The 18,543-nt window shown below is 65.6% G+C and carries 18 protein-coding genes; 2 read left to right on the top strand and 16 right to left on the bottom strand.

The window, feature by feature from the left end; translation table 11 throughout:
• Window positions 1-18: 18 nt before the first annotated feature.
• The 16 genes from WN72_RS16175 to WN72_RS16250 form a co-directional block, all read right to left on the bottom strand.
• Entirely contained in the window at window positions 19-1,389 is a 1,371-nt protein-coding gene (locus WN72_RS16175) for a TIGR03808 family TAT-translocated repetitive protein (RefSeq protein WP_092217162.1), read from the bottom strand.
• 199 nt (window positions 1,390-1,588) lie between these two features.
• The gene (locus tag WN72_RS16180; protein WP_092217161.1) at window positions 1,589-2,245 is read right to left on the bottom strand and encodes a pyroglutamyl-peptidase I; all 657 of its coding nucleotides are present in this window, start codon (window positions 2,243-2,245) and stop codon (window positions 1,589-1,591) included.
• Complete coding sequence (gene meaB / locus WN72_RS16185) at window positions 2,242-3,231, bottom strand: methylmalonyl Co-A mutase-associated GTPase MeaB (RefSeq protein WP_092217160.1); 990 nt, start codon at window positions 3,229-3,231, stop codon at window positions 2,242-2,244. Before meaB ends, WN72_RS16180 begins: the two co-directional genes overlap by 4 nt.
• A 51-nt stretch (window positions 3,232-3,282) precedes the next feature.
• A complete protein-coding gene (locus WN72_RS16190) occupies window positions 3,283-4,794 on the bottom strand; it encodes a tripartite tricarboxylate transporter permease (protein ID WP_027558742.1) in 1,512 nt (503 codons plus the stop codon).
• A 4-nt stretch (window positions 4,795-4,798) separates the two neighbouring features.
• Window positions 4,799-5,290 carry a tripartite tricarboxylate transporter TctB family protein gene (locus WN72_RS16195; RefSeq protein ID WP_027558743.1) on the bottom strand — a complete coding sequence of 164 codons (492 nt, stop codon included), beginning with the start codon at window positions 5,288-5,290 and terminating at the stop codon, window positions 4,799-4,801.
• A gap of 174 nt (window positions 5,291-5,464) precedes the next feature.
• The gene (locus WN72_RS16200) at window positions 5,465-6,457 is read right to left on the bottom strand and encodes a tripartite tricarboxylate transporter substrate binding protein (protein ID WP_092217159.1); all 993 of its coding nucleotides are present in this window, start codon (window positions 6,455-6,457) and stop codon (window positions 5,465-5,467) included.
• 131 nt (window positions 6,458-6,588) lie between these two features.
• Window positions 6,589-7,362, bottom strand: a complete 774-nt coding sequence (locus tag WN72_RS16205; protein ID WP_092217158.1) for an RsiV family protein — start codon at window positions 7,360-7,362, stop codon at window positions 6,589-6,591.
• A gap of 32 nt (window positions 7,363-7,394) precedes the next feature.
• A complete protein-coding gene (locus tag WN72_RS16210) occupies window positions 7,395-7,691 on the bottom strand; it encodes a nucleotidyltransferase family protein (RefSeq protein ID WP_092217157.1) in 297 nt (98 codons plus the stop codon).
• A gap of 37 nt (window positions 7,692-7,728) precedes the next feature.
• Window positions 7,729-9,885, bottom strand: coding sequence for a methylmalonyl-CoA mutase (gene scpA / locus WN72_RS16215; protein WP_027558747.1), 2,157 nt, complete (start codon window positions 9,883-9,885; stop codon window positions 7,729-7,731).
• A 15-nt stretch (window positions 9,886-9,900) separates the two neighbouring features.
• The gene (locus WN72_RS16220; RefSeq protein ID WP_027558748.1) at window positions 9,901-10,365 is read right to left on the bottom strand and encodes a GFA family protein; all 465 of its coding nucleotides are present in this window, start codon (window positions 10,363-10,365) and stop codon (window positions 9,901-9,903) included.
• Window positions 10,362-12,233, bottom strand: coding sequence for a methylmalonyl-CoA mutase family protein (locus tag WN72_RS16225; protein WP_092217156.1), 1,872 nt, complete (start codon window positions 12,231-12,233; stop codon window positions 10,362-10,364). Before WN72_RS16225 ends, WN72_RS16220 begins: the two co-directional genes overlap by 4 nt.
• Before the next feature lie 81 nt (window positions 12,234-12,314).
• Window positions 12,315-12,806, bottom strand: coding sequence for a 2-amino-4-hydroxy-6-hydroxymethyldihydropteridine diphosphokinase (folK, locus tag WN72_RS16230; RefSeq protein ID WP_027558750.1), 492 nt, complete (start codon window positions 12,804-12,806; stop codon window positions 12,315-12,317).
• 1 nt (window position 12,807) lies between these two features.
• A complete protein-coding gene (gene folB / locus WN72_RS16235) occupies window positions 12,808-13,176 on the bottom strand; it encodes a dihydroneopterin aldolase (RefSeq protein ID WP_008132622.1) in 369 nt (122 codons plus the stop codon).
• Window positions 13,173-14,033 (bottom strand): dihydropteroate synthase, encoded by an 861-nt coding sequence (folP, locus tag WN72_RS16240; RefSeq protein ID WP_092217155.1) that lies wholly within the window; start codon window positions 14,031-14,033, stop codon window positions 13,173-13,175. Before folP ends, folB begins: the two co-directional genes overlap by 4 nt.
• Window positions 14,034-14,259: 226 nt before the next feature.
• Entirely contained in the window at window positions 14,260-14,667 is a 408-nt protein-coding gene (locus tag WN72_RS16245) for a DUF4332 domain-containing protein (protein WP_027558753.1), read from the bottom strand.
• A gap of 26 nt (window positions 14,668-14,693) precedes the next feature.
• Window positions 14,694-15,059 carry a hypothetical protein gene (locus tag WN72_RS16250; RefSeq protein WP_092217154.1) on the bottom strand — a complete coding sequence of 122 codons (366 nt, stop codon included), beginning with the start codon at window positions 15,057-15,059 and terminating at the stop codon, window positions 14,694-14,696.
• Between the two features lie 347 nt (window positions 15,060-15,406).
• On the opposite strand from WN72_RS16250, the gene WN72_RS16255 reads away from it, so the two are divergent.
• Both WN72_RS16255 and WN72_RS16260 read left to right on the top strand, forming a co-directional pair.
• Window positions 15,407-17,029: a helicase HerA-like domain-containing protein gene (locus tag WN72_RS16255; RefSeq protein WP_027558755.1), complete on the top strand. Its 1,623-nt coding sequence runs from the start codon at window positions 15,407-15,409 to the stop codon at window positions 17,027-17,029.
• Window positions 17,030-17,152: 123 nt separating this feature from the next.
• Window positions 17,153-18,484, top strand: coding sequence for a glycosyltransferase family 87 protein (locus WN72_RS16260; protein WP_027558756.1), 1,332 nt, complete (start codon window positions 17,153-17,155; stop codon window positions 18,482-18,484).
• Window positions 18,485-18,543: the final 59 nt, after the last annotated feature.

Genomic DNA, 18,543 nt, shown 5'->3' on the forward strand with positions numbered 1-18,543 from the left:
CGTCTGCCAACCGCGCGCCTACCGCCTCACAGCGTTCCCGCCGATCACCACCTGCGCGAACCGCTGCGCGCCGTCGGCTGACAGGTCCGACGTCACCGCGCGGGCATGGTCGAGGCCGACCACGGCGCCGCGCGGGGTTTCCGAGATCATGTTGTTGTTGACGAGCGCGGTGCCGGCGCCCGGCACCACGGAGACGCCGACGCCGGCCAGCGCCCTGCGGATCACATTGCCTGATATCGCGACGTCGCGCAGATATTTGCCCCAGCCGGCGACGATGCCGTAGGACGGCGCGTTCTCGATCACGTTGCCGGTCACCGATGAATCCGCCTCGATGTAGATGCCGACGCCGGCGTCGTCATCCGGCGCGGTGCCGATCGGCCGCTTCGGGATCAGGTTGCGAATGATGTTGCCCTGGACCACCGCGATGCGGCCGCCCTCGTTGAAATTGCAGACAGAGACGCCGACGGCCGCGCCATCCACGGTATTGTTGGCGATCACGGCCGCCTCGAACGCGAACTCGGAATAGAGCGCGACCTCGCGCACGTCGCTGACGCTGTTGCCGGTTATGTGGATGTTGGAAGCCGAATTGCCGCGCACCGCCGAGTAGTCGCAGTTCTTGATGCGGTTGCCGCGCACGATCACATTGCCGGCGCGGAAGGCGTTGATGGCGTTGCCGTACTGGCCGGAGCCGCCGGGCCCGGCCTTGATGTCTTCGATGCGGTTATCAGCGACCAGCGTGCCGTCATCGCCGATCGCGGTGCGCAGGATCTCGATGCCGTTGTCATTGGTGCCGAGGATCGTGTTGCGGGAGACGCTGAGGCCCCGCGCGTCGAACGAGACCACCGCGGTCACGGCGATGCTGGTGAAGATGTTGCCGGAGATGTCGCCGGAGACCTGCTCGAGCCAGATGCCGCTGCCTCCTGAGGCGGTGATCTCGCAATCGGTGATACGGACGTCGCGCCCGCCAAGGACGTGGATCAGCCCGCGTCGCGTCGGCAGCGGAATGCTGCCGCCGTCGAAGGTGATGCCGGTGAGCCCGATGGAATCGGAGCCGTCGCTCTGGATCGCCGAGGCGCCGCCGGTGAAGACGAGCTTGGTCGCGCCGCGCACTCCGATCAGTTGCGAGCCGTTCGGCAGCCGCAGCAGCCCGGTGCGATAGACGCCGGGTGGCAGCGCCAGCGGCATCTGCGCCCGCGCGGCCTCATCGATGGCGCGCTGGAGCGCGCGCGTCTGATCCTCGCTGCTGCCAGGCCGCACGCCATATTGCGTAGCATCGCGGCCGAGCAGCGAGGTCAGCGGCGCCGCGCGCGCAGCATCGGCCGGCATGGCCAGCGCGCCGGCGATGCCGGCGGTGGAAGCTCCGATGAGATGACGGCGATTGAGGTCCATGACGCGTCCTCCGGCGGACGCGGGGGGGTCCGCGCCGATTAGGTAGCGCAGGGCGGTGCGAACCGTGGGGATTGTTCGCGGTAGGGTTAAATGTTTACGCAAGATGAGGTGCCGTAGGGTGGGCAAAGCGCAGCGTGCCCACGACTTGATGGCAGACGGAACGAGATGGTGGGCACGGCGCTTCGCGCCTTTGCCCACCCTACGAAGCCGGTGTGTTCCGCTGCTTCCGGGCCAATCCCACCAATTCCATCAACATCGCTTCCCCCGCATCCACCAGCTCCTCCAGCGTGATCCTCGGCGCGCCCTTGCGGCGTACGGCGCCACTGCGCGCCAGCAGCGGGATATGGATGAACGCCGCGAGCCGGGGCCCACCGGCCTTCACACTCTCAATCGCGCGCCAGCTCAGGTAATTGCAGAGATAGGCGCCGGCATCGCGTGACGCACGGGCGTCGATGCCGGTGAGGCGCGCGGCGCGCAGCAGCCTTGCAGTGTGCGGGCCGAACATCATCGCGTCGGTATGGCCGGCGATGCCACGCTTGCTGGAGCGGGTGTTGGCGGCATCGGGCCAGAGCATGGTGACGGCGTTGCGCGCGCGGGTCTCGATGCGCAAATAGGGCGTGCGCGCGGCGAGGCCGAACATCAGCAGCGCGTCCGGCTTTTCCCTTGCGAGCACCTCCGGCAATTGCCGGTCGACCGCGGCGTAGGTGACCGGGAAGATGTGGCTCGCGATCGCGACATCATCGAGCGCCGGCCGGCGCAGTTGCGCCAGCCGCGCGACCAGCGGCTGGGTCGGATTATAGGGCGCGCCGGGAAACGATCCGAAGCCGGTGAGGAGAATGCGCAGCTTCTGGCTCATTGCAGCAACTCCAAGATCTGCTCGGCGGCGAGCGCCGGCGTGAGATGGCCATCGGCGACTTCAGCCTCGATCTTCCGGACCTTCGTGCGCACCGACGCTTCGCTGCGCAGTCGCGCCAGCATGCGCTGCTCCAGCATCGACCACATCCACTTCACCTGCTGGTCGCGCCGCCGCGCCGCGAAATCGCCGGACGCATTCATCGCCTTGCGGTGATCGATAACCTTCTGCCAGAGCTCGGCGATGCCGGTGCCGGCCAGCGCCGAATAGGTGACGACGGGCGGATGCCAATGCTCGGACCGGGGGCTTAGAATATGCAGCGCGCCGCGATAGTCGGCGGCGGTGATGTTGGCGCGCTTGAGGTTGTCGCCGTCGGCCTTGTTGATGGCGATCATGTCGGCGAGCTCGACCAGGCCCTTCTTGATGCCCTGCAATTCGTCGCCGCCGCCGGGCAGCATCAGGGCCAGGAAGAAATCGGTCATGTCGCAGACCGCGGTCTCGGACTGGCCGATGCCGACCGTTTCGACCAGCACGACACCGAAGCCGGCCGCCTCGCACAGCAGCATCGCCTCGCGCGTCTTGGCCGCGACGCCGCCGAGCGTGCCCGAGGATGGCGAGGGACGGATGAAGGCATTGTCTGACGCCGACAGCCGCGCCATCCGCGTCTTGTCGCCGAGGATCGAGCCGCCGCTGCGCGCCGAGGACGGATCGACCGCGAGCACTGCGACCTTGTGGCCCTGCTCGATGAGATAGGTCCCCAGCGCATCGATGGTAGTGGACTTGCCGACGCCCGGCGATCCCGTAATGCCGACGCGGAACGCCTTGCCGGTGTCGGGCAGCAGCATCTGCACCAGCTCGCGCGCCAGCGCCTGATGATCGCCGCGCCGGCTTTCCACCAGTGTGATCGCCCGCGCCAGCGCCGCGCGGCTGCCGGCGCGCAGGTCGCGGGCGAGGGATTTGATGTCGAGCGAGGCCTTCTTCTCAGTCATGCCCTGCTTTACAACGCCCCGCCGGGGCAGGCGAGGGCCGCCCGCCCGATATCACCGGGTCGTTGCCGCCGCCGTCTGCATCGGTTTCACCTTGCGCCACACCCACACCATCACCGGCCACAGCAGCGCGCCGATCGCCATGGCGGCGAGGATGGCGGCGACCGGCCGTTCGAAGAACGGCAGGATGCTGCCGTCGGACTTGATCAGCGAGGTCACGAAGGCCTGCTCGACCATGGTGCCCATGACGATGCCGAGCACCATGGCGGCGACGGGATAGCCGTTAGCCTCCATGACATAGCCGATCACGCCGAAGGCGGCGACGGTGACGACGCCGAACATGTTGTTGCCGATCGCGAACGAGCCGACTGCGCAGCACAGCATGATGATCGGCATCACGGTCGAGCGCGGCGCCAGCAGGATGTAGGCAGCGACACGGATCATCGCGATGCCGAGCGGGATCATCAGGATGTTCGCGATGATGAACATGAGGTAGATCGCGTACATGCTCGACGCCTTCTCGGTGAACAGCGTCGGACCCGGATTGAGGCCCTTCATGTAGAGCACGCCGATCGCGATCGCGGCGATGGTGTCGCCGGGGATGCCGAACAGCAGCGAGGGCACCCAGCCCGACGCGATGCTGGCATTGTTGCTGGCGCCGGCCTCGACCAGGCCCTCGACATGGCCGGTGCCGAATTTCTCCTTCTCCTTGGAGAAGCGCTTCGACATCGCGTAGGAGACCCACGCCGCCATGTCGGCGCCGGCGCCGGGCAGCACGCCGATGATGATGCCGACGATGTTCCCGCGCGTCATCTGCCAATGGTACTTCTTGGTCAGCTTCCACTGCCCGGCCATGATGCTTCCGAATTTGCGCCGCGGCAGCGGCGGCGGCTCGGGCGTCAGCATCGCGCGCATCACCTGCGCCACCGCGAACACGCCGACCAGCGCCGGGATCGGCTCGATGCCGCCGAACAGGTCGGTGATGCCGAAGGTGAAGCGCGGGACGCCGCCGGGATTCTCGATGCCGATGCAGGAGACGAGCAGGCCGAGGAACATGCCGGCGATCGCCTTCACCGGTGAGGAGCGCGCGACCAGCGTGGCGCACATCAGGCCGAGCAGCGCCAGCCAGAAATATTCGAAGGTCGAAAACGACAGCGCGATCTCGGCGAGCGGCGGCGCCAGGATCATCAGCGACAGCACGCCGGCGATGCCGCCGACGGCGGAGAACCAGACGCCGGCCCCGAGCGCGAGCTCGGCCTGGCCCTTGCGCGTCATGGCATAGGCCTCGTCGGCATAGGCGGCGGACGCCGGCGTGCCGGGAATGCGCAAGAGCGCGCCGGGGATGTCGCCGGAGAAGATCGCCATCGAGGAGGCCGCGACGATGGTCGCGATCGCCGCGATCGGCGACAGATAGAAGGTGACGGGCACGAGCAGGGCGGTCGCCATCGTCGCCGACAGGCCGGGCAGCGAGCCGATCACCAGCCCGTACACGGAGGCGGCGAACATCGCGATGATGACCTCCCAGGTGGAGATCAGCGCGAGAGCATCAATCAGGGTCTTGAGCATGGGATCACCAGGGCGTCGGCAACAGGCCGGCGGGAAGCGGCACGCGCAGCAGCTTGCCGAAGATGAGGTGGATGGCGAAGGGCGACAGTGCTGCGAGCGGCAACGCCAGCTTCCACTTCGCGCCGAGCGCGGTGGAGGTGACGTAGACCATGATCGCCGCGGTGATGATGAAGCCGAGCCGGTCGGCGGCGAAGACGTAGAACAGCAGCAGCGCCGGCGGCAGCAGGGCGCGCAGGCCATAGAGCTTGCTCTGGGGCGGCGGCGCGGCCGCCTGTCCGTCCTCGAGCGGGACAAGCTCTTCCTCCTCCTCGAAGGAATGGCCGATGCCGAACACGATCGCGAGCCCGCACAGTGCGAGGCCGGTGCCGATCACGAGCGGAAACACGTTGGGGCCGACCGGCTGCCCCGGCACCGGTGGCAGGATGTAGCCGCCATAGGCTGCAGCCGCGCCGAGCACGACGAGAAACGATCCCGTGACGGAGTCGGGAAGACGCATGGGAGGAGTCCTATGAGGTTTCTTCTCCCTCTCCCCGTTCTTACGGGGAGAGGGTCGGGGTGAGGGGACTTTCCGCGCGGACGGTGAGAGTTGGATTCGTGGAGACTCCCCCTCACCCGAATTCGAGCAAAGCTCGAATTCGACCTCTCCCCGCAAGCGGGGAGAGGTGAACAATCACGCCTTGCTCAGGCCGGCCGCCTTCATGGCTTCGCCCATCTGGGCATCGCCCTTGTCCATGAAGGCAGCGAATTGGCCGGCATCGCCCCACACCGTGCCGAAGCCGCGATTGCTCATGAAGTCCTTGAACTCGGCGGAGTCGTAGACCTTCTTCAGGGCTGCGGTGAGCTTGGTTGCGATCTCCGGCGGCAGGTTCTTCGGCGCGCCGATGCCGCGCCAGGCGCCGGTCGCGTAGTCGATGCCCATCGCCTCCTTCAGCGTCGGCACGTCCTTGAAGATCGGGTTGCGCGCCGGCGCCATGATGGCAAGGCTCCTGGCCTTGCCGGCCTCGATGATGGCGCGCGCCTCCGGCACCGAGCAGGTGGTGAGGTCGAGGCCGCCGGCTGCGAGGTCCTGCATCGCAGGAGCTGCGCCGTTCGACGGCACCCAGGCGACCTGGTTGGCGGGCAGGCCCATCGCCTGCATCCAGCCGACCAGCGCCAGGTGCCAGATGCCGCCCTGGCCGGTGCCCGACGCCTTGAACTTGCCGGGAGGCGCCGCCTTGATCGCCTCGGCGAGCTCTTTCACCGTCTTGTAGGGCGAGGAGGACGATACCTGGATGCCCGGCGGGTCCTCGTTCATCAGCGCCAGCGGGGTGTAGCTCCGGGGCGTCAGATCGGTGAGGCCCTGCCAGTGCATCATCGAGATTTCGACCGTGAGCATGCCGATGGTGTAGCCGTCGGGCTGCGCAGTCGCGATCGCGCTATGGCCAACCACGCCGGAGCCGCCGGTGCGGTTGACCACGTTGAAGGGCTGGCCGAGGTCCTTTTCCAGCAGCGCTGCGACGATGCGCGCGGTTGCGTCCGTGCCGCCGCCCGCGCCCCAGGGCACGATGACGGTGACCGGCCGTGCCGGATAGGCTTGCGCCAGTGCGGGCTTGAAGCCGAAAGCGGCGGATGCCGCGACTGCGGCGCTTGAAGCCGCAAAGGTGCGGCGCGTTATCTTGGACATGAATGCCTCCCAGCGGCGCCCGTAAACTCGGGCGCTCTTGTCAATGAAGGCATTCTAGTCGGCTTTGCGGCGCCGCCGCAAGGTAGCGCTACCAGCGCGTTGTGAGCAACGTGGCGCTGCTCAAAACATGCTCACTGCGGCTCCTCCGCGTCGCCCTTCGGCCGCTCGCCGCCGAAAATACGGGTGCCCTCCGTGGTGAGATACGGCTTCAGGGTCTCCCACGGCACGAATGCGACATATTCGCCTTCGGCGTAGGGGCCGACCGCATAGGGCGGATAATGGAAGGTGAGCCCGGAGCTCTTGCCCGCCTCGGTTGAAGGTGCGAGCGTCACCGCGCCGATCTTGAGCAGGCTCGGCTCCACGCTCTTGAACCATTCGTCGGTCGCGGTCTCGCTGGTGTCGCGCTTCTTCTTCTCGACTTTGAGCGAGGCGATGATGGCCTTCACCATCGCCTTCATGGTCGGTCCCTTGTCGGCGGTCTCGGTGAAGAAGGGACGGATCGAGATGCGCTTGCCCTCGGCCTTGTCCCACAGGATCGTGTTCACGTCCGAGTTGGGATGGGCGCCGTGAGTGTCCATGTAGTCGTTGCGCAGCAGGCTGACATAACGATCGGCAACGATCGAGCGGATCGCATATTTGCGCTCGAAATCCCAGCCGCCATTCCTGAAGAATTGCGGATCCTCCTTGCGCGACGCGGCAGCTTCCGCTGCGCTCTTGTCGAGCCACTTCCTACCTTCGGCGAGGCAATCCGCCGCCAGCGCAGCATCGGTCTTGATCTTGTCGTCGAGGAAAACGCGGGCGTCGATGCTCTTGTTCTTGACGACAGCGTCGGGCTTTGGGTCGGCGGCGAGGGCGGATATCACGCACGTTGCGCTAAGCGCCACGGCGACGCTCAAACGGATCATGAAGTTCAAGGATTGTGCTCCCTAACTGAGCGTCAAAATACTTCGTGGAAGTCGTCGGCTATCTGGCGCGCAAAGTGGGGAGAGATGGAGCGCCGGACGGTTGCCTGCGCCTGCAAGCCGGTCGCCTCCTCGATGATCTGCTCGACATCGATCAGGTTGAGTAGCGAGAAAGCGACCGCCGGTTCAATCTCGACCAGGACGTCGATGTCGCTGTCCGGCAAATACTCATCGCGAGCCCGCGAGCCGAAGATGCCAAGCTTCGACACGCCCTTGCCTTTGATGGCATCAGCGTTCCTGCGTATCGCGGCGACGATTTCGTCTCGTGTCATGGACACAACCTGGCCGGTTACCCGGCCAGTCTATCATCTACGCCGCCGCCTCGCTATGCCCGAGCCGGGCATTCAGCTTGCGGATCAGCTCCTCGGCCGCATCCGCGATGACGGTGCCGGGCGGGAAGATCGCTTCCGCGCCGGCGGCATAGAGCGCATCGTAATCCTGCGGCGGCACCACGCCGCCGACGATGATCATGATGTCGTCGCGGCCCTGCTTCTTCAGCGCGGCCTTGAGCTCCGGCACGGCGGTGAGGTGTGCTGCGGCGAGCGAGGAGACGCCGAGGATGTGGACGTCGTTCTCGACCGCTTGCCGCGCGGCCTCGTCGGCGGTGGCAAACAGCGGCCCGATGTCGACGTCGAAGCCGATGTCGGCGAAGGCCGACGCGATCACCTTCTGGCCGCGGTCATGGCCGTCCTGGCCGATCTTGGCGACCAGGATGCGCGGGCGGCGGCCTTCGGCCTCCTCGAACGCATCGATCAGCGCCTGAACCTTCTCGACCTGGTTGCCCATGCTGGACGCCTCCCGCTTGTAGACGCCAGTGATGGATTTGATCTCGGCGCGGTGGCGGCCGAACACCTTTTCCATCGCGTCCGAAATTTCGCCGACGGTTGCCTTGGCGCGCGCGGCGTCGATCGCGAGCGCGAGCAGATTGCCGTTGCCTTCGCCGGCCGAACGCGTCAGCGCCGCGAGCGCGGCATCGACGTCCTTCTGGTTGCGCTCGGATTTCAGCCGCGTCAGCTTGTCGATCTGCAAGCGCCGGACATTGGTGTTGTCGACCTTGAGGATCTCGATGCTGTCCTCGTCGGTCGGCTTGTACTTGTTGACGCCGATCACGGCCTGCTTGCCGGCGTCGATCCGGGCCTGCGTCTTGGCCGAGGCCTCCTCGATGCGCAGTTTTGGTACGCCGGCTTCGATAGCTTTCGCCATGCCGCCGAGTTCCTCGACCTCCTGGATGTGGCTCCAGGCTTTCGCGGCGAGATCGCGCGTGAGCCGCTCGACATAATAAGAGCCGCCCCAGGGATCGATGATGCGGGTGGTGCCGCTCTCCTGCTGCAAAAACAGCTGGGTGTTGCGGGCGATGCGTGCCGAGAAATCGGTCGGCAGCGCCAGCGCTTCGTCGAGCGCGTTGGTGTGCAGCGATTGGGTGTGGCCTTGGGTCGCCGCCATCGCCTCCACCGTCGTGCGCATCACGTTGTTGAAGACGTCCTGCGCGGTCAGCGACCAGCCCGAGGTCTGGCTGTGCGTGCGCAGCGACAGCGAGCGCGGGTCCTTCGGATTGAACGGTTTCAGCAGCTTCGCCCAGAGCAGGCGTGCGGCGCGCAGCTTGGCGACTTCCATGAAGAAGTTCATGCCGATCGCCCAGAAGAACGACAGTCGCGGCGCGAAACGGTCGACGTCGAGACCCGCGGCAAGGCCGGCGCGTAGATATTCGACGCCGTCGGCGAGCGTATAGGCGAGCTCGAGGTCCTGCGTCGCGCCAGCCTCCTGCATGTGATAGCCGGAGATCGAGATCGAGTTGTACTTCGGCATCCTCGTCGAGGTGTAGGCGAAGATGTCCGAGATGATCCGCATCGAGGGCGCGGGCGGATAGATATAGGTGTTGCGCACCATGAACTCTTTCAGAATGTCATTCTGAATCGTCCCTGAGAGCTTCTCCGGCGGCACGCCCTGTTCCGCGGCGGCCGCAACATAGAGCGCGAGGATCGGCAGCACCGCGCCGTTCATGGTCATGGACACGCTCATCTGGTCGAGCGGAATCCCTGCAAACAGCGTGCGCATGTCGTAGATGGAATCGATGGCCACACCGGCCATGCCGACGTCGCCGCCAACGCGCGGATGATCAGAGTCATAGCCGCGATGGGTGGCAAGATCGAAGGCGACCGAAAGGCCCTTTTGGCCTGCCGCGAGATTGCGGCGGTAGAACGCGTTGGAATCCTCCGCCGTGGAGAACCCGGCATATTGCCTGACGGTCCAGGGCTGGTTGACATACATGGTCGGGTAGGGCCCGCGCAGATAGGGCGCGATACCGGGATAGGTCTCGAGGAAATCGAGCCCGGCGAGATCCGCCTCGCCATAAGCGGGCTTCACCAGAATGCCCTCGGGCGTCAGCCACGGCTCGGCAGTGCCTGACGGCGCCGCGGTGGCGGCGCGCTCGAAGGCAACATCAGCGAAATTGGGAATGCGGCTCATGGTTCAACCATATCCTCAATCATGATCCGGATGCTGATGGCTGACGATGGTCGCCATCTTCTCCGGTCCGTAGTTCTGCTGCGTGGTCTGGCTCGGCAGGTTGGCGATGCCCACCACCCAGCCGAGCCGGGATTCGGTGCCATATTGCCGTGTCGGCACCACGTGGTCCGGCCGGTCGAAGGCGCCAGTCATGATCTCGATGCGCGGGCCATCGACGCGGCGGAAGCTCAGGGGCGTGCCGCAGGCGGCACAAAAGTCGCGCATCGCGATCGACGAGGATTGGAAAGCCGATGGCGTGCCCTTGGTCCAGGCAAAGTCCGTCTTCTCGATGTCGGCGAAGGAGGCAAACGGCGCGCCGCTGGCCTTCTGGCACATCCGGCAGTGGCAGATCGAAATCTTGTTTGGCGTCGCTGTCAGCGCAAAGCGCACGGCGCCGCACTGGCAGCCGCCGGTGAGAACTGGTTTGCCTGCTTCGGTCATGCCTGCTCCATCCGTCGATAGGCGTCCTGCAGCGTGGCAAGCGCGTCGGCCCCGGCAAAGATGAAGCCGGTGACGCCGGCAGCCCGCAGCGCCCCCTCGGTATCAGTCGGGCGGCCTGCGAGATACATATGTCTGCTGCCAGACGTTTGCAGGGCCTTCGCGACGGCTTCGGCGTGTTCCGCATAGACCTTGTCGCTGGAACAAAGGCAGGCGAGCTCGGCGCCGGAAGCCTTGAAGGCGGCGGCCAGCCTGGCTGGATCGGCAAAACCCTCGCTGTCGAGGGCCTCGATGCCGCCGGCTTCGAAGAAGCTCTTGGCGAAGGTCGCACGCGCCGTGAAATCGGCGGGCGTGCCGAGATTGGCCAGAAACACCTTTGGCCGCGCGCCGCGCGCCTTCAGCGCCGCATCGGATTTGTCGCGCAGCGCCTCGAACGGCTCCGCCAGCCGGATCGGCGGCAGAGGATCGAACTTGTATTTCTGCTCGCCGTAAGGCGCGAGCGCGACCGGCGTCGCCTTCAGCACCGCGGTCTCGCTCTCATGCAGGCTCGGAAACTCGCTGGCGCCGGTCAGCACGTCGCGGCGCTTTGCGATGTTGGCATCGCGCGCCTTTCGTGCGGCCGCCACCTTGCTCTGGAACAGTCCCTGCTGAAGTGCGGCGAAGGCGCCGCCGGCTTTCTCGCTCTCCTGGAACAGCGCCCAGGCTGCGTCGCAGAGCTGCGCGGTCAGCGTCTCGATGCCGCCGGCGCCGGCGGCGGGATCGCTGACCTTGGCGAGGTTGCTTTCTTCCAGCAGCAGGAGCTGCGTATTGCGCGCCACCCGCCGCGCGAACGGATCGGGCAGGCCGAGCGCCAGCGTATGCGGCAGCACGGTGATCGCATTGGCGCCGGCGAGGCCAGCCGCGAATGTCGCGATGGTCGCGCGCAGCATGTTCACATAGGGGTCGCGCTGCGTCAGCATGCGCCAGGCCGTATCGGCGGCGATGAACAGCGGCTTTGGTGTCAATCCGCACGCCGTCGCGATGCGCGCCCAGAGCAGCCGCAGCGCGCGGAATTTGGCCATGGTCAGGAACTGGTCGGCATCCGCGGCAAGCCGCGCATAGACCATGCCTTGCGCCTGCTCGAGCGGAATGCCGGCGCCTTCGATCGCGCGCAAGTAAGCGATACCGCAGGCGAGCACGAAGGCGAGCTCCTGCACCTCGGAGCCGCCGGCATCGTGGATCACGCGTCCGTCGGCGGATGCGAACGGCCCCTTGAAGCCGAGCGCGGCGAGGCCCTTGATCGCGCCGGTGACGGCGGGAACGATCTCGTCCCAGGTATAAGGACTATGGCCCCAGAACGCGCCGGCCGCGAGCGGATCGAGTCCGAAGCGGATGTTGCAGGCGGCGGGATCGAGGCCGTTGCTCTTGACATATTCCGCGACATGGATCGCGGCCATCCGCGATTGCGGTCCGATCTCGAGCTCGATGCCGATGCCGGCATCGAGATGAATGTCCTTCAATATTTTTGCGATCGCCTCGGCCGAAGGTTCCAGGCCGAAACCGTGAGCGCCATTGGCGCCGGCGAACACCAGTGCGAGCCCCGTCGCGCCATTCTCCAGATCGGTCAGTGCTTGCGCATTCGCGAGCGCCGCATCGGGATGGTCGATCCGCTGCACGATCTGCCACGGTGCCGCCGCAGGCCGCCCCACCACCGGTGCGACGCCTTTGGCACGCGGATAGAGCGGGTCGATCTTGAGGCCGTCATAGGTCTTGCCGACCAGCTTCTCGAACGGCGCGCCCTTCAGCACGCCATCGACCAGCTTGCGCCAGTCTTCGACGGTCGCCTTGGGAAAATCGGCCGCCAGCGGCAGGTCGTCGGTCACGGAGGTCATACGGCCAAGGGCTCCCAAACGGCTTGTTATTCGCAGGCGAAATTGCCACGCCGAACCGTCCCTGCAAACGGTTGTTTTTGGTTAACCGGTATCCGGAAGCCGCTCAATGCCTTGCGTCGAGACGCTGGCAAGCCCGTCACGCACACGAATGCCTGCGATGACGCGATCGGGCGCGATTTCGGCCAGCGGCACCAGCACGAAAGCGCGCTCGAACAGGCGCGGATGCGGCAAGGTCAGGTCGGGCTTCTGCAGGGAAACATCGTCATAGGCGATCATGTCGAGATCGAGCGTACGCGGGCCCCAGCGCCGGTCTTTCTCCCGCGTGCGGCCGAACTTCTGCTCGACCTTCTGCATCACGAACAGCAGCGCGTGCGGATCGAGATCGGTCTCGATCTCGACACAGGCATTGATGAAGGGATCCTGGTCCTCATCGCCCCAGGGCGGCGTCGCGTAGTCCGCGGAGCGCGCGATCATTGCGGCCTGTGCCATGCCGCAGATGTGCGAGATCGCCTTTTTGAATGTCGCGCGGACATCGCCGACATTGCCGCCGAGTGCGATCAGCACGCTCGCCATGTCAGGGGTGCCGCGAGCGCGTCAGCATGATGCCGACGTCGTCGAAGATCGCGGCGATCGGCGCATGCGGCTTGTGCACGGTGATCTTGACCGCACGGATGCGCGGGAAGTGCGACAGGATGGCATCGGCGACCGCGCCGGCGGCGCCTTCCAGCAGCTTGTAATTGGTGTTCTTGAACGCCGCCGTCGTGGTTGCCACGACTTCGGCGTAGGAGACCGTATCGGCGAGCCGGTCGGTGCGCGCAGGCTCCGACAGGTCGGTATAGAGCTCGAGGTCGATGACGAAACGCTGGCCGACCTCGGTCTCGTGATCCATCACGCCGTGGCGGGCATGGATCGACAGGCCGGTGACGAAGATCGTGTCGGTCATTGCTTGCTCTCGATTGCGTTGGCGACGCGCAGGGCCTGCAGGGTCTCGGCGACGTCATGGGTCCGGATGATCTTCGCGCCCCTTTGCGCGGCGATGAGATGCGCGGCGATCGAGCCGGCGAGCCGTTCTTTCGGCTCCGACGGCGACACCGAGGCGATGAAGCGTTTGCGCGAGGCGCCGACCAGAATTGGCAGGCCGAATATGTCGAGCTCGCGTAAGCGCGCCAGCGCCGTCATGCTCTGCTCGGCGGTCTTGCCAAAGCCGATGCCGGGATCCAGCACGATTTTTTCGCGCGCGATGCCGGCCTTTGCGGCGATGTCGAGCGAGCGCAGGAAGAACGCCTTCATGTCCGTGACGATGTCGATGGCGGGATCGACGCTGTCGCGGTTGTGCATGACGATGACGGGGACGCCTCTTGCGGCGATCAGCGGCGCCATGCCGGCATCGCGTTGCAGGCCCCAGACGTCGTTGGCGATCGCTGCGCCCTTATCGAGCGCGAAGGCGACGACCTCGGCCTTCATGCTGTCGATCGAGACCGGCACGCCGAGCGCGACGACGCCCGCCAGCACCGGCTTCAGCCGGGCCAGCTCGTCCTCGGCCGTGACGGCCTTCGCGCCCTTGTAGGGCCGGGTGGATTCGGCACCGATATCGATGATGTCGACGCCATCGGCGATCATCGCCCGTGCCCGCTCCAGCGCCTGCTCGGGCGCGATGAACTCGCCGCCGTCGGAGAAGGAATCCGGGGTGACGTTGAGCACGCCCATCACCGCCGGAATGGGCCGGCCCACGAGCCTCCGCAGCGCATCAAGCCCGGCCGAGCCGGCCGGCGGGACGGATGGGGAGGGCGAGGCATTCATGCCGGTGGCTTTAGCGGCCGGGGAGGGGGAGTCAAGACGGGATTGGCGCCAGCGCGCCCTCTGTGACCGTCACACTGAGGCGCTCGCCTCTTCGGCCAGCCTCGAAGGGCGACGGCCCGGCTCTCTCCATGTGGCAGCCAGCGTGGCCGCTCATCCTTCGAGGCTCCCGGCGCGATGCTTTGCATCGCGCCACTCGCACCTCAGGATGACGGAGAGAGTAAGCAGGCTAGTACGTGATCTTCGGCGGCAGCTTCTTGGCCTTGGCGATGATGTCGCCGACCGATTTCTCGGAAGGAAGGATGCGGACGAGCTTCTTCCTCTCGTTCGCCTCGCGCATGCTCTGCGCAAGCCTTGCCGGATTGCGATAGGCGAGCTCGCGCACCGTGGTGACGCCGGCGGCACGGACGAGGCCCACCTTGGCACGCCCCATGCCGGGGATGCGCATGTAATCGGAGACGTTGGCCCATTCCAGCAGCAGCTGCTCGCTGATGCCGGTCTTGGCGGAGAGCGCCTTGCGGCCCTTCACAGTCGAGGCCGCCTCGAGTAGCGCGTCGGTCGTGCGGATGCCCTGCGCCTTCAGCTTGGTGGCGGCAAAAGCAGGCAGGCCCTCAATCTCGGAAATCGGATATGTCATGATATTCGATATGAAAAAAGCGTCGCTCAGGCGAACTGGCTGAGGCCTGGCGTCCCCGCAATGATCTTGCCCATCTGATCCGCTCCGATTTTGTCTCGGCCGTAGCGGAAAAGTTCACGGGCGACATTTTGAATCTCGGACATGCCAAGTCCGAGGCTCATCAGGCGTGTGCCGACCGCCATCAGGCCACCGCCCATCAGCCGCGACAGTCCGCCGCTGCTCCTGGATGCCTCGATCGCGGCTTCCGCGCCGGGAATCTGATCGATCAGGGCTTGCACACTGTCGGAAGGACCCTCGTTACGGAGGAAGCCCAGGATAATGCCCACGGTCTTTTCAGCCACAGCACTATCTATGCTGGCGTTTGTCGCCAGCCGCCCGATCAGCTCGTCCATTAGACCCGCCCCTCAACCGGTTGCACGCCGGAGTATTACTTTCGAAAATGATCTTGAGCCGGTGTGGTGTGAATTACAAGCGATGAACGCATGAGACGTTCCGATTCACTCTCGAAGGCGCGAAAAGTGTTGCAACGGTGCAAGAGCGAAGACGGAAACAGCGAAAAAATGCCGCGGTGCGAACGCACCGTTCCTACTTTTGGCTGATGCCGCCGGTATGTTTCCGGCTATGTCGCATGCGCGGGGCCCGTTGAACGGTTTCAATCGGCGCGCGACATGCGTTAAACTACGGAACAGGTTCGCTCAGTTTCAATACGCGAAACTCGGCAGAGAGATCAGAGAGAATAATGACGGCACAGGACAGCAAGCTCGGCGACACCGACGACAAGATCTTCGTCGGCAAGGGAGACGAGCAGGCATGGCTGACGCTGGCGCTCGCCAATCGCCACGGCCTCGTCACCGGCGCAACCGGAACCGGAAAGACGGTGACGCTGCAGGTCATGGCGGAAGGATTTGCGCGCGCCGGTGTTCCGGTGTTCGCGGCCGACATCAAGGGCGATCTCTCCGGCATCTCCGAGGTCGGCGAGGCCAAGGACTTCATCGTCAAGCGCGCCACCGAGATGGGGCTGACCTTCCAGCCTGACCAATTCTCGACGGTGTTCTGGGACGTGTTCGGCGAGCAGGGCCATCCGGTGCGCGCGACCGTCACGGAAATGGGGCCGCTGCTGCTGGCGCGCATGCTCGACCTGAACGACGTGCAGGAAGGCGTGCTCAACGTCGCCTTCCGCGTCGCCGACGACGCCGGCCTCACCCTCATCGACATGAAGGATCTGCGCGCGCTGCTCGACGCGATCGTGCCGGATGCCGGCAAGAAAAGCGCCGATGCCGAGGAAAGCCCGCTCGCCGACATCAAGAAGGCGGCGCAGGGTTTTGGCAACGTCACCAAGGCCACGGTCGGCACCATTCAGCGCCAGCTGCTGGTGCTGGAGAACCAGGGCGCCACCAAATTCTTCGGCGAGCCCGCGCTGACGCTGAAAGATTTCATGAAGACCGACCGCGACGGCCGCGGCATGGTCAACATCCTCGTTGCCGACAAGCTGCTCCAGTCTCCACGGCTTTACGCGACATTCCTGCTGTGGATGCTGTCGGAGCTGTTCGAGGAGCTGCCTGAAGCGGGCGACCTTCCGAAGCCGAAACTGGTGTTCTTCTTTGACGAGGCGCATCTGCTCTTCAACGACGCGCCGAAGGCGCTGTTGGACAAGATCGAGCAGGTGGTGCGCCTGATCCGCTCCAAGGGCGTCGGCGTCTACTTCGTGACGCAGAACCCGATCGACGTGCCCGACCGCGTGCTGGGGCAGCTCGGCAACCGGGTGCAGCATGCGCTGCGCGCGTTCACCCCGCGCGACCAGAAAGCGGTCATCGCTGCGGCCCAGACCTTCCGGCCCAACCCCAAGCTCGACACCGCCAAGGTGATCATGGAGCTCGGCAAGGGCGAGGCGTTGGTGTCCTTCCTCGAAGGCAATGGCACACCGGCGATGGTCGAGCGCGTGATGATCCGGCCGCCGTCGGCCCGCATCGGGCCGATCACTCCGGAAGAGCGCAAGGCGATCATGGATGCAAGTCCAGTGAAGGGCAAATACGACACCGCCGTCGATGCCGAGTCGGCGTATGAGATGATCCAGAAGCGCATCGCCGGCACTGCGGCGACCGCCGATGCCGGCGCGGCCGGCGGAGGCGGCGGTATCCTCGGCCAGATCGGCTCGATCGTCGGCACCATCTTCGGCACCAATGTCAAGCGCGGCCGCCTGTCGACGGGACAGGTCATTGCGCGCGACGTGACGCGATCGGTGACCAACCAGGTGATCGGCGGCATGGCGGCCAATATCGGCAAATCGGTCGCCGGCCAGCTTGGCGGCTCCATCGGCCGCACGCTGGTCCGCGGCGCGCTCGGCGGGCTGCTGCGCCGCTAGGCAGACAAGCTGGGTTTGAGGCGGGCTCGTCAAGCCCATCACCACCATAATTTCAGGTGAGGGGGCTCTCCAAGCCTGCCCCAGTCTGCTACGCCCTATCCCTTTGCCGAACTGGACCACACCGTGACCTCGACCGACCCGCTACCCAAGCCTGATCTGCCGCGACGCCTGTCGCTGCGCGCGCCGCTGGATCTGTTGTTCCTGCTCTGCTGCTTCATCCTGACGGCCGACGTCCTCGGTCCCGAGTTCTTCGGCCACAACGGCAAGACCAAGGATTATGCGCTCTGGTATTGGGCCGGGCAGCAGGTGCTGCACGGCGCGCCGCTCTATCCCAGCGACGTCCATCACCAGTTCGATTTCATCTATCCGCCGCTGTCCGCGATCTTGCTCGCGATCCCGAGCTGGTTCGGCAAGATCGCGCTCTACACCGTGCTGTCCATCCTGAACGCGCTGGCGTGGTGGTACACCGGGACCCTCTCCAACGTCATGACTGGATCGGGCCACAAGGCTGGCCCCTGGCTGGAGGCGCTGCCGGTCATCGTCACCGTGACCTTTACGTTCGACATGTTCGACCTCGGCCAGCCGAACCTCGTCCTGCTCGCGATGATGCTGTGGGGCTTCTGGAACTTGCAGCATCAGCGTCCCTGGCTCGCCGGCTTCATGTTCGCGCTCGCCACCGCCATCAAGGTGTTTCCGATCGCGGTGCTGCCTTATCTGGTCTGGCGGCGGAAATGGGTGGCCGTCGGCGCCATGGTCGCCTTCACCGGCATCCTTCTTTACGTCGTGCCGGCGCCGATCCGCGGCTTCGAGCGCAACGCGGCCGAGCTTGCGACCTGGTATCAGGGCATGGTCGGCTCGAGTTCGGAAAAGGGCTTTGGCCAGCGCGACGAGCAGAACTGGTCGTGGGTCAACCAGTCCATCATTGCGGTGACGCATCGCCTGGTCCGGCCGATCAACTACAATCAGGAGGATCCCAACAAGCCGCCGCGCACGATGAATGTCATCGACGTCGACTACAAGACGGCGAACTGGATCGTGCTTGCGGTGTCGGCTCTGCTCGGGCTCGGCTTCCTCGCGGTGATGCCACGGCAAGCGCGGCGAACGGCGCGATCGGATGCCGAGGAGCTCGGCATCCTGTTCTGCCTGATGACGATCGCCTCGCCTCTGGCGCGGCAATACTACTTCATGTGGCTGTTCTTCCCGATGACGGTGCTGATGCATCGCGCCGCCTTCGACGAACGGGCGAATGTGCGGCTGGGAACCTGGCTTGCGCTGGCCGCTGCCGGCATCCTCATGCTGCTGGCGCTGCCCTGGTTTCCCAACGTGATCCAGGCCTGGGGCAACAATCTTGCCGCCACCGGCATTCTCGCCGGCAGCCTTGCATGGCACCTCCGCCATCCGCCGGTTGCGGCTGGCTCTGGCGCTGTGCCGGAGTTAAAAGCCAAGCCATCTTGAAGAGCCATCTTGAACAGGCATCTTGAGCACCCGATGTCTCGGGACTCGAAAGCAGGGAA

The sequence above is a fragment of the Bradyrhizobium arachidis genome (assembly GCF_015291705.1).
Classification (GTDB): Bacteria; Pseudomonadota; Alphaproteobacteria; order Rhizobiales; family Xanthobacteraceae; genus Bradyrhizobium; species Bradyrhizobium arachidis.

Bases quoted from the DNA above. Each gene is read 5' to 3' on its own strand.
- WN72_RS16175 (WP_092217162.1), bottom strand. From the start codon at position 1,389: ATGGACCTCAATCGCCGTCATCTCATCGGAGCTTCCACCGCCGGCATC.
- WN72_RS16180 (WP_092217161.1), bottom strand. From the start codon at position 2,245: ATGAGCCAGAAGCTGCGCATTCTCCTCACCGGCTTCGGATCGTTTCCC.
- meaB (WP_092217160.1), bottom strand. From the start codon at position 3,231: ATGACTGAGAAGAAGGCCTCGCTCGACATCAAATCCCTCGCCCGCGAC.
- WN72_RS16190 (WP_027558742.1), bottom strand. From the start codon at position 4,794: ATGCTCAAGACCCTGATTGATGCTCTCGCGCTGATCTCCACCTGGGAG.
- WN72_RS16195 (WP_027558743.1), bottom strand. From the start codon at position 5,290: ATGCGTCTTCCCGACTCCGTCACGGGATCGTTTCTCGTCGTGCTCGGC.
- WN72_RS16200 (WP_092217159.1), bottom strand. From the start codon at position 6,457: ATGTCCAAGATAACGCGCCGCACCTTTGCGGCTTCAAGCGCCGCAGTC.
- WN72_RS16205 (WP_092217158.1), bottom strand. From the start codon at position 7,362: ATGATCCGTTTGAGCGTCGCCGTGGCGCTTAGCGCAACGTGCGTGATA.
- WN72_RS16210 (WP_092217157.1), bottom strand. From the start codon at position 7,691: ATGACACGAGACGAAATCGTCGCCGCGATACGCAGGAACGCTGATGCC.
- scpA (WP_027558747.1), bottom strand. From the start codon at position 9,885: ATGAGCCGCATTCCCAATTTCGCTGATGTTGCCTTCGAGCGCGCCGCC.
- WN72_RS16220 (WP_027558748.1), bottom strand. From the start codon at position 10,365: ATGACCGAAGCAGGCAAACCAGTTCTCACCGGCGGCTGCCAGTGCGGC.
- WN72_RS16225 (WP_092217156.1), bottom strand. From the start codon at position 12,233: ATGACCTCCGTGACCGACGACCTGCCGCTGGCGGCCGATTTTCCCAAG.
- folK (WP_027558750.1), bottom strand. From the start codon at position 12,806: ATGGCGAGCGTGCTGATCGCACTCGGCGGCAATGTCGGCGATGTCCGC.
- folB (WP_008132622.1), bottom strand. From the start codon at position 13,176: ATGACCGACACGATCTTCGTCACCGGCCTGTCGATCCATGCCCGCCAC.
- folP (WP_092217155.1), bottom strand. From the start codon at position 14,033: ATGAATGCCTCGCCCTCCCCATCCGTCCCGCCGGCCGGCTCGGCCGGG.
- WN72_RS16245 (WP_027558753.1), bottom strand. From the start codon at position 14,667: ATGACATATCCGATTTCCGAGATTGAGGGCCTGCCTGCTTTTGCCGCC.
- WN72_RS16250 (WP_092217154.1), bottom strand. From the start codon at position 15,059: ATGGACGAGCTGATCGGGCGGCTGGCGACAAACGCCAGCATAGATAGT.
- WN72_RS16255 (WP_027558755.1), top strand. From the start codon at position 15,407: ATGACGGCACAGGACAGCAAGCTCGGCGACACCGACGACAAGATCTTC.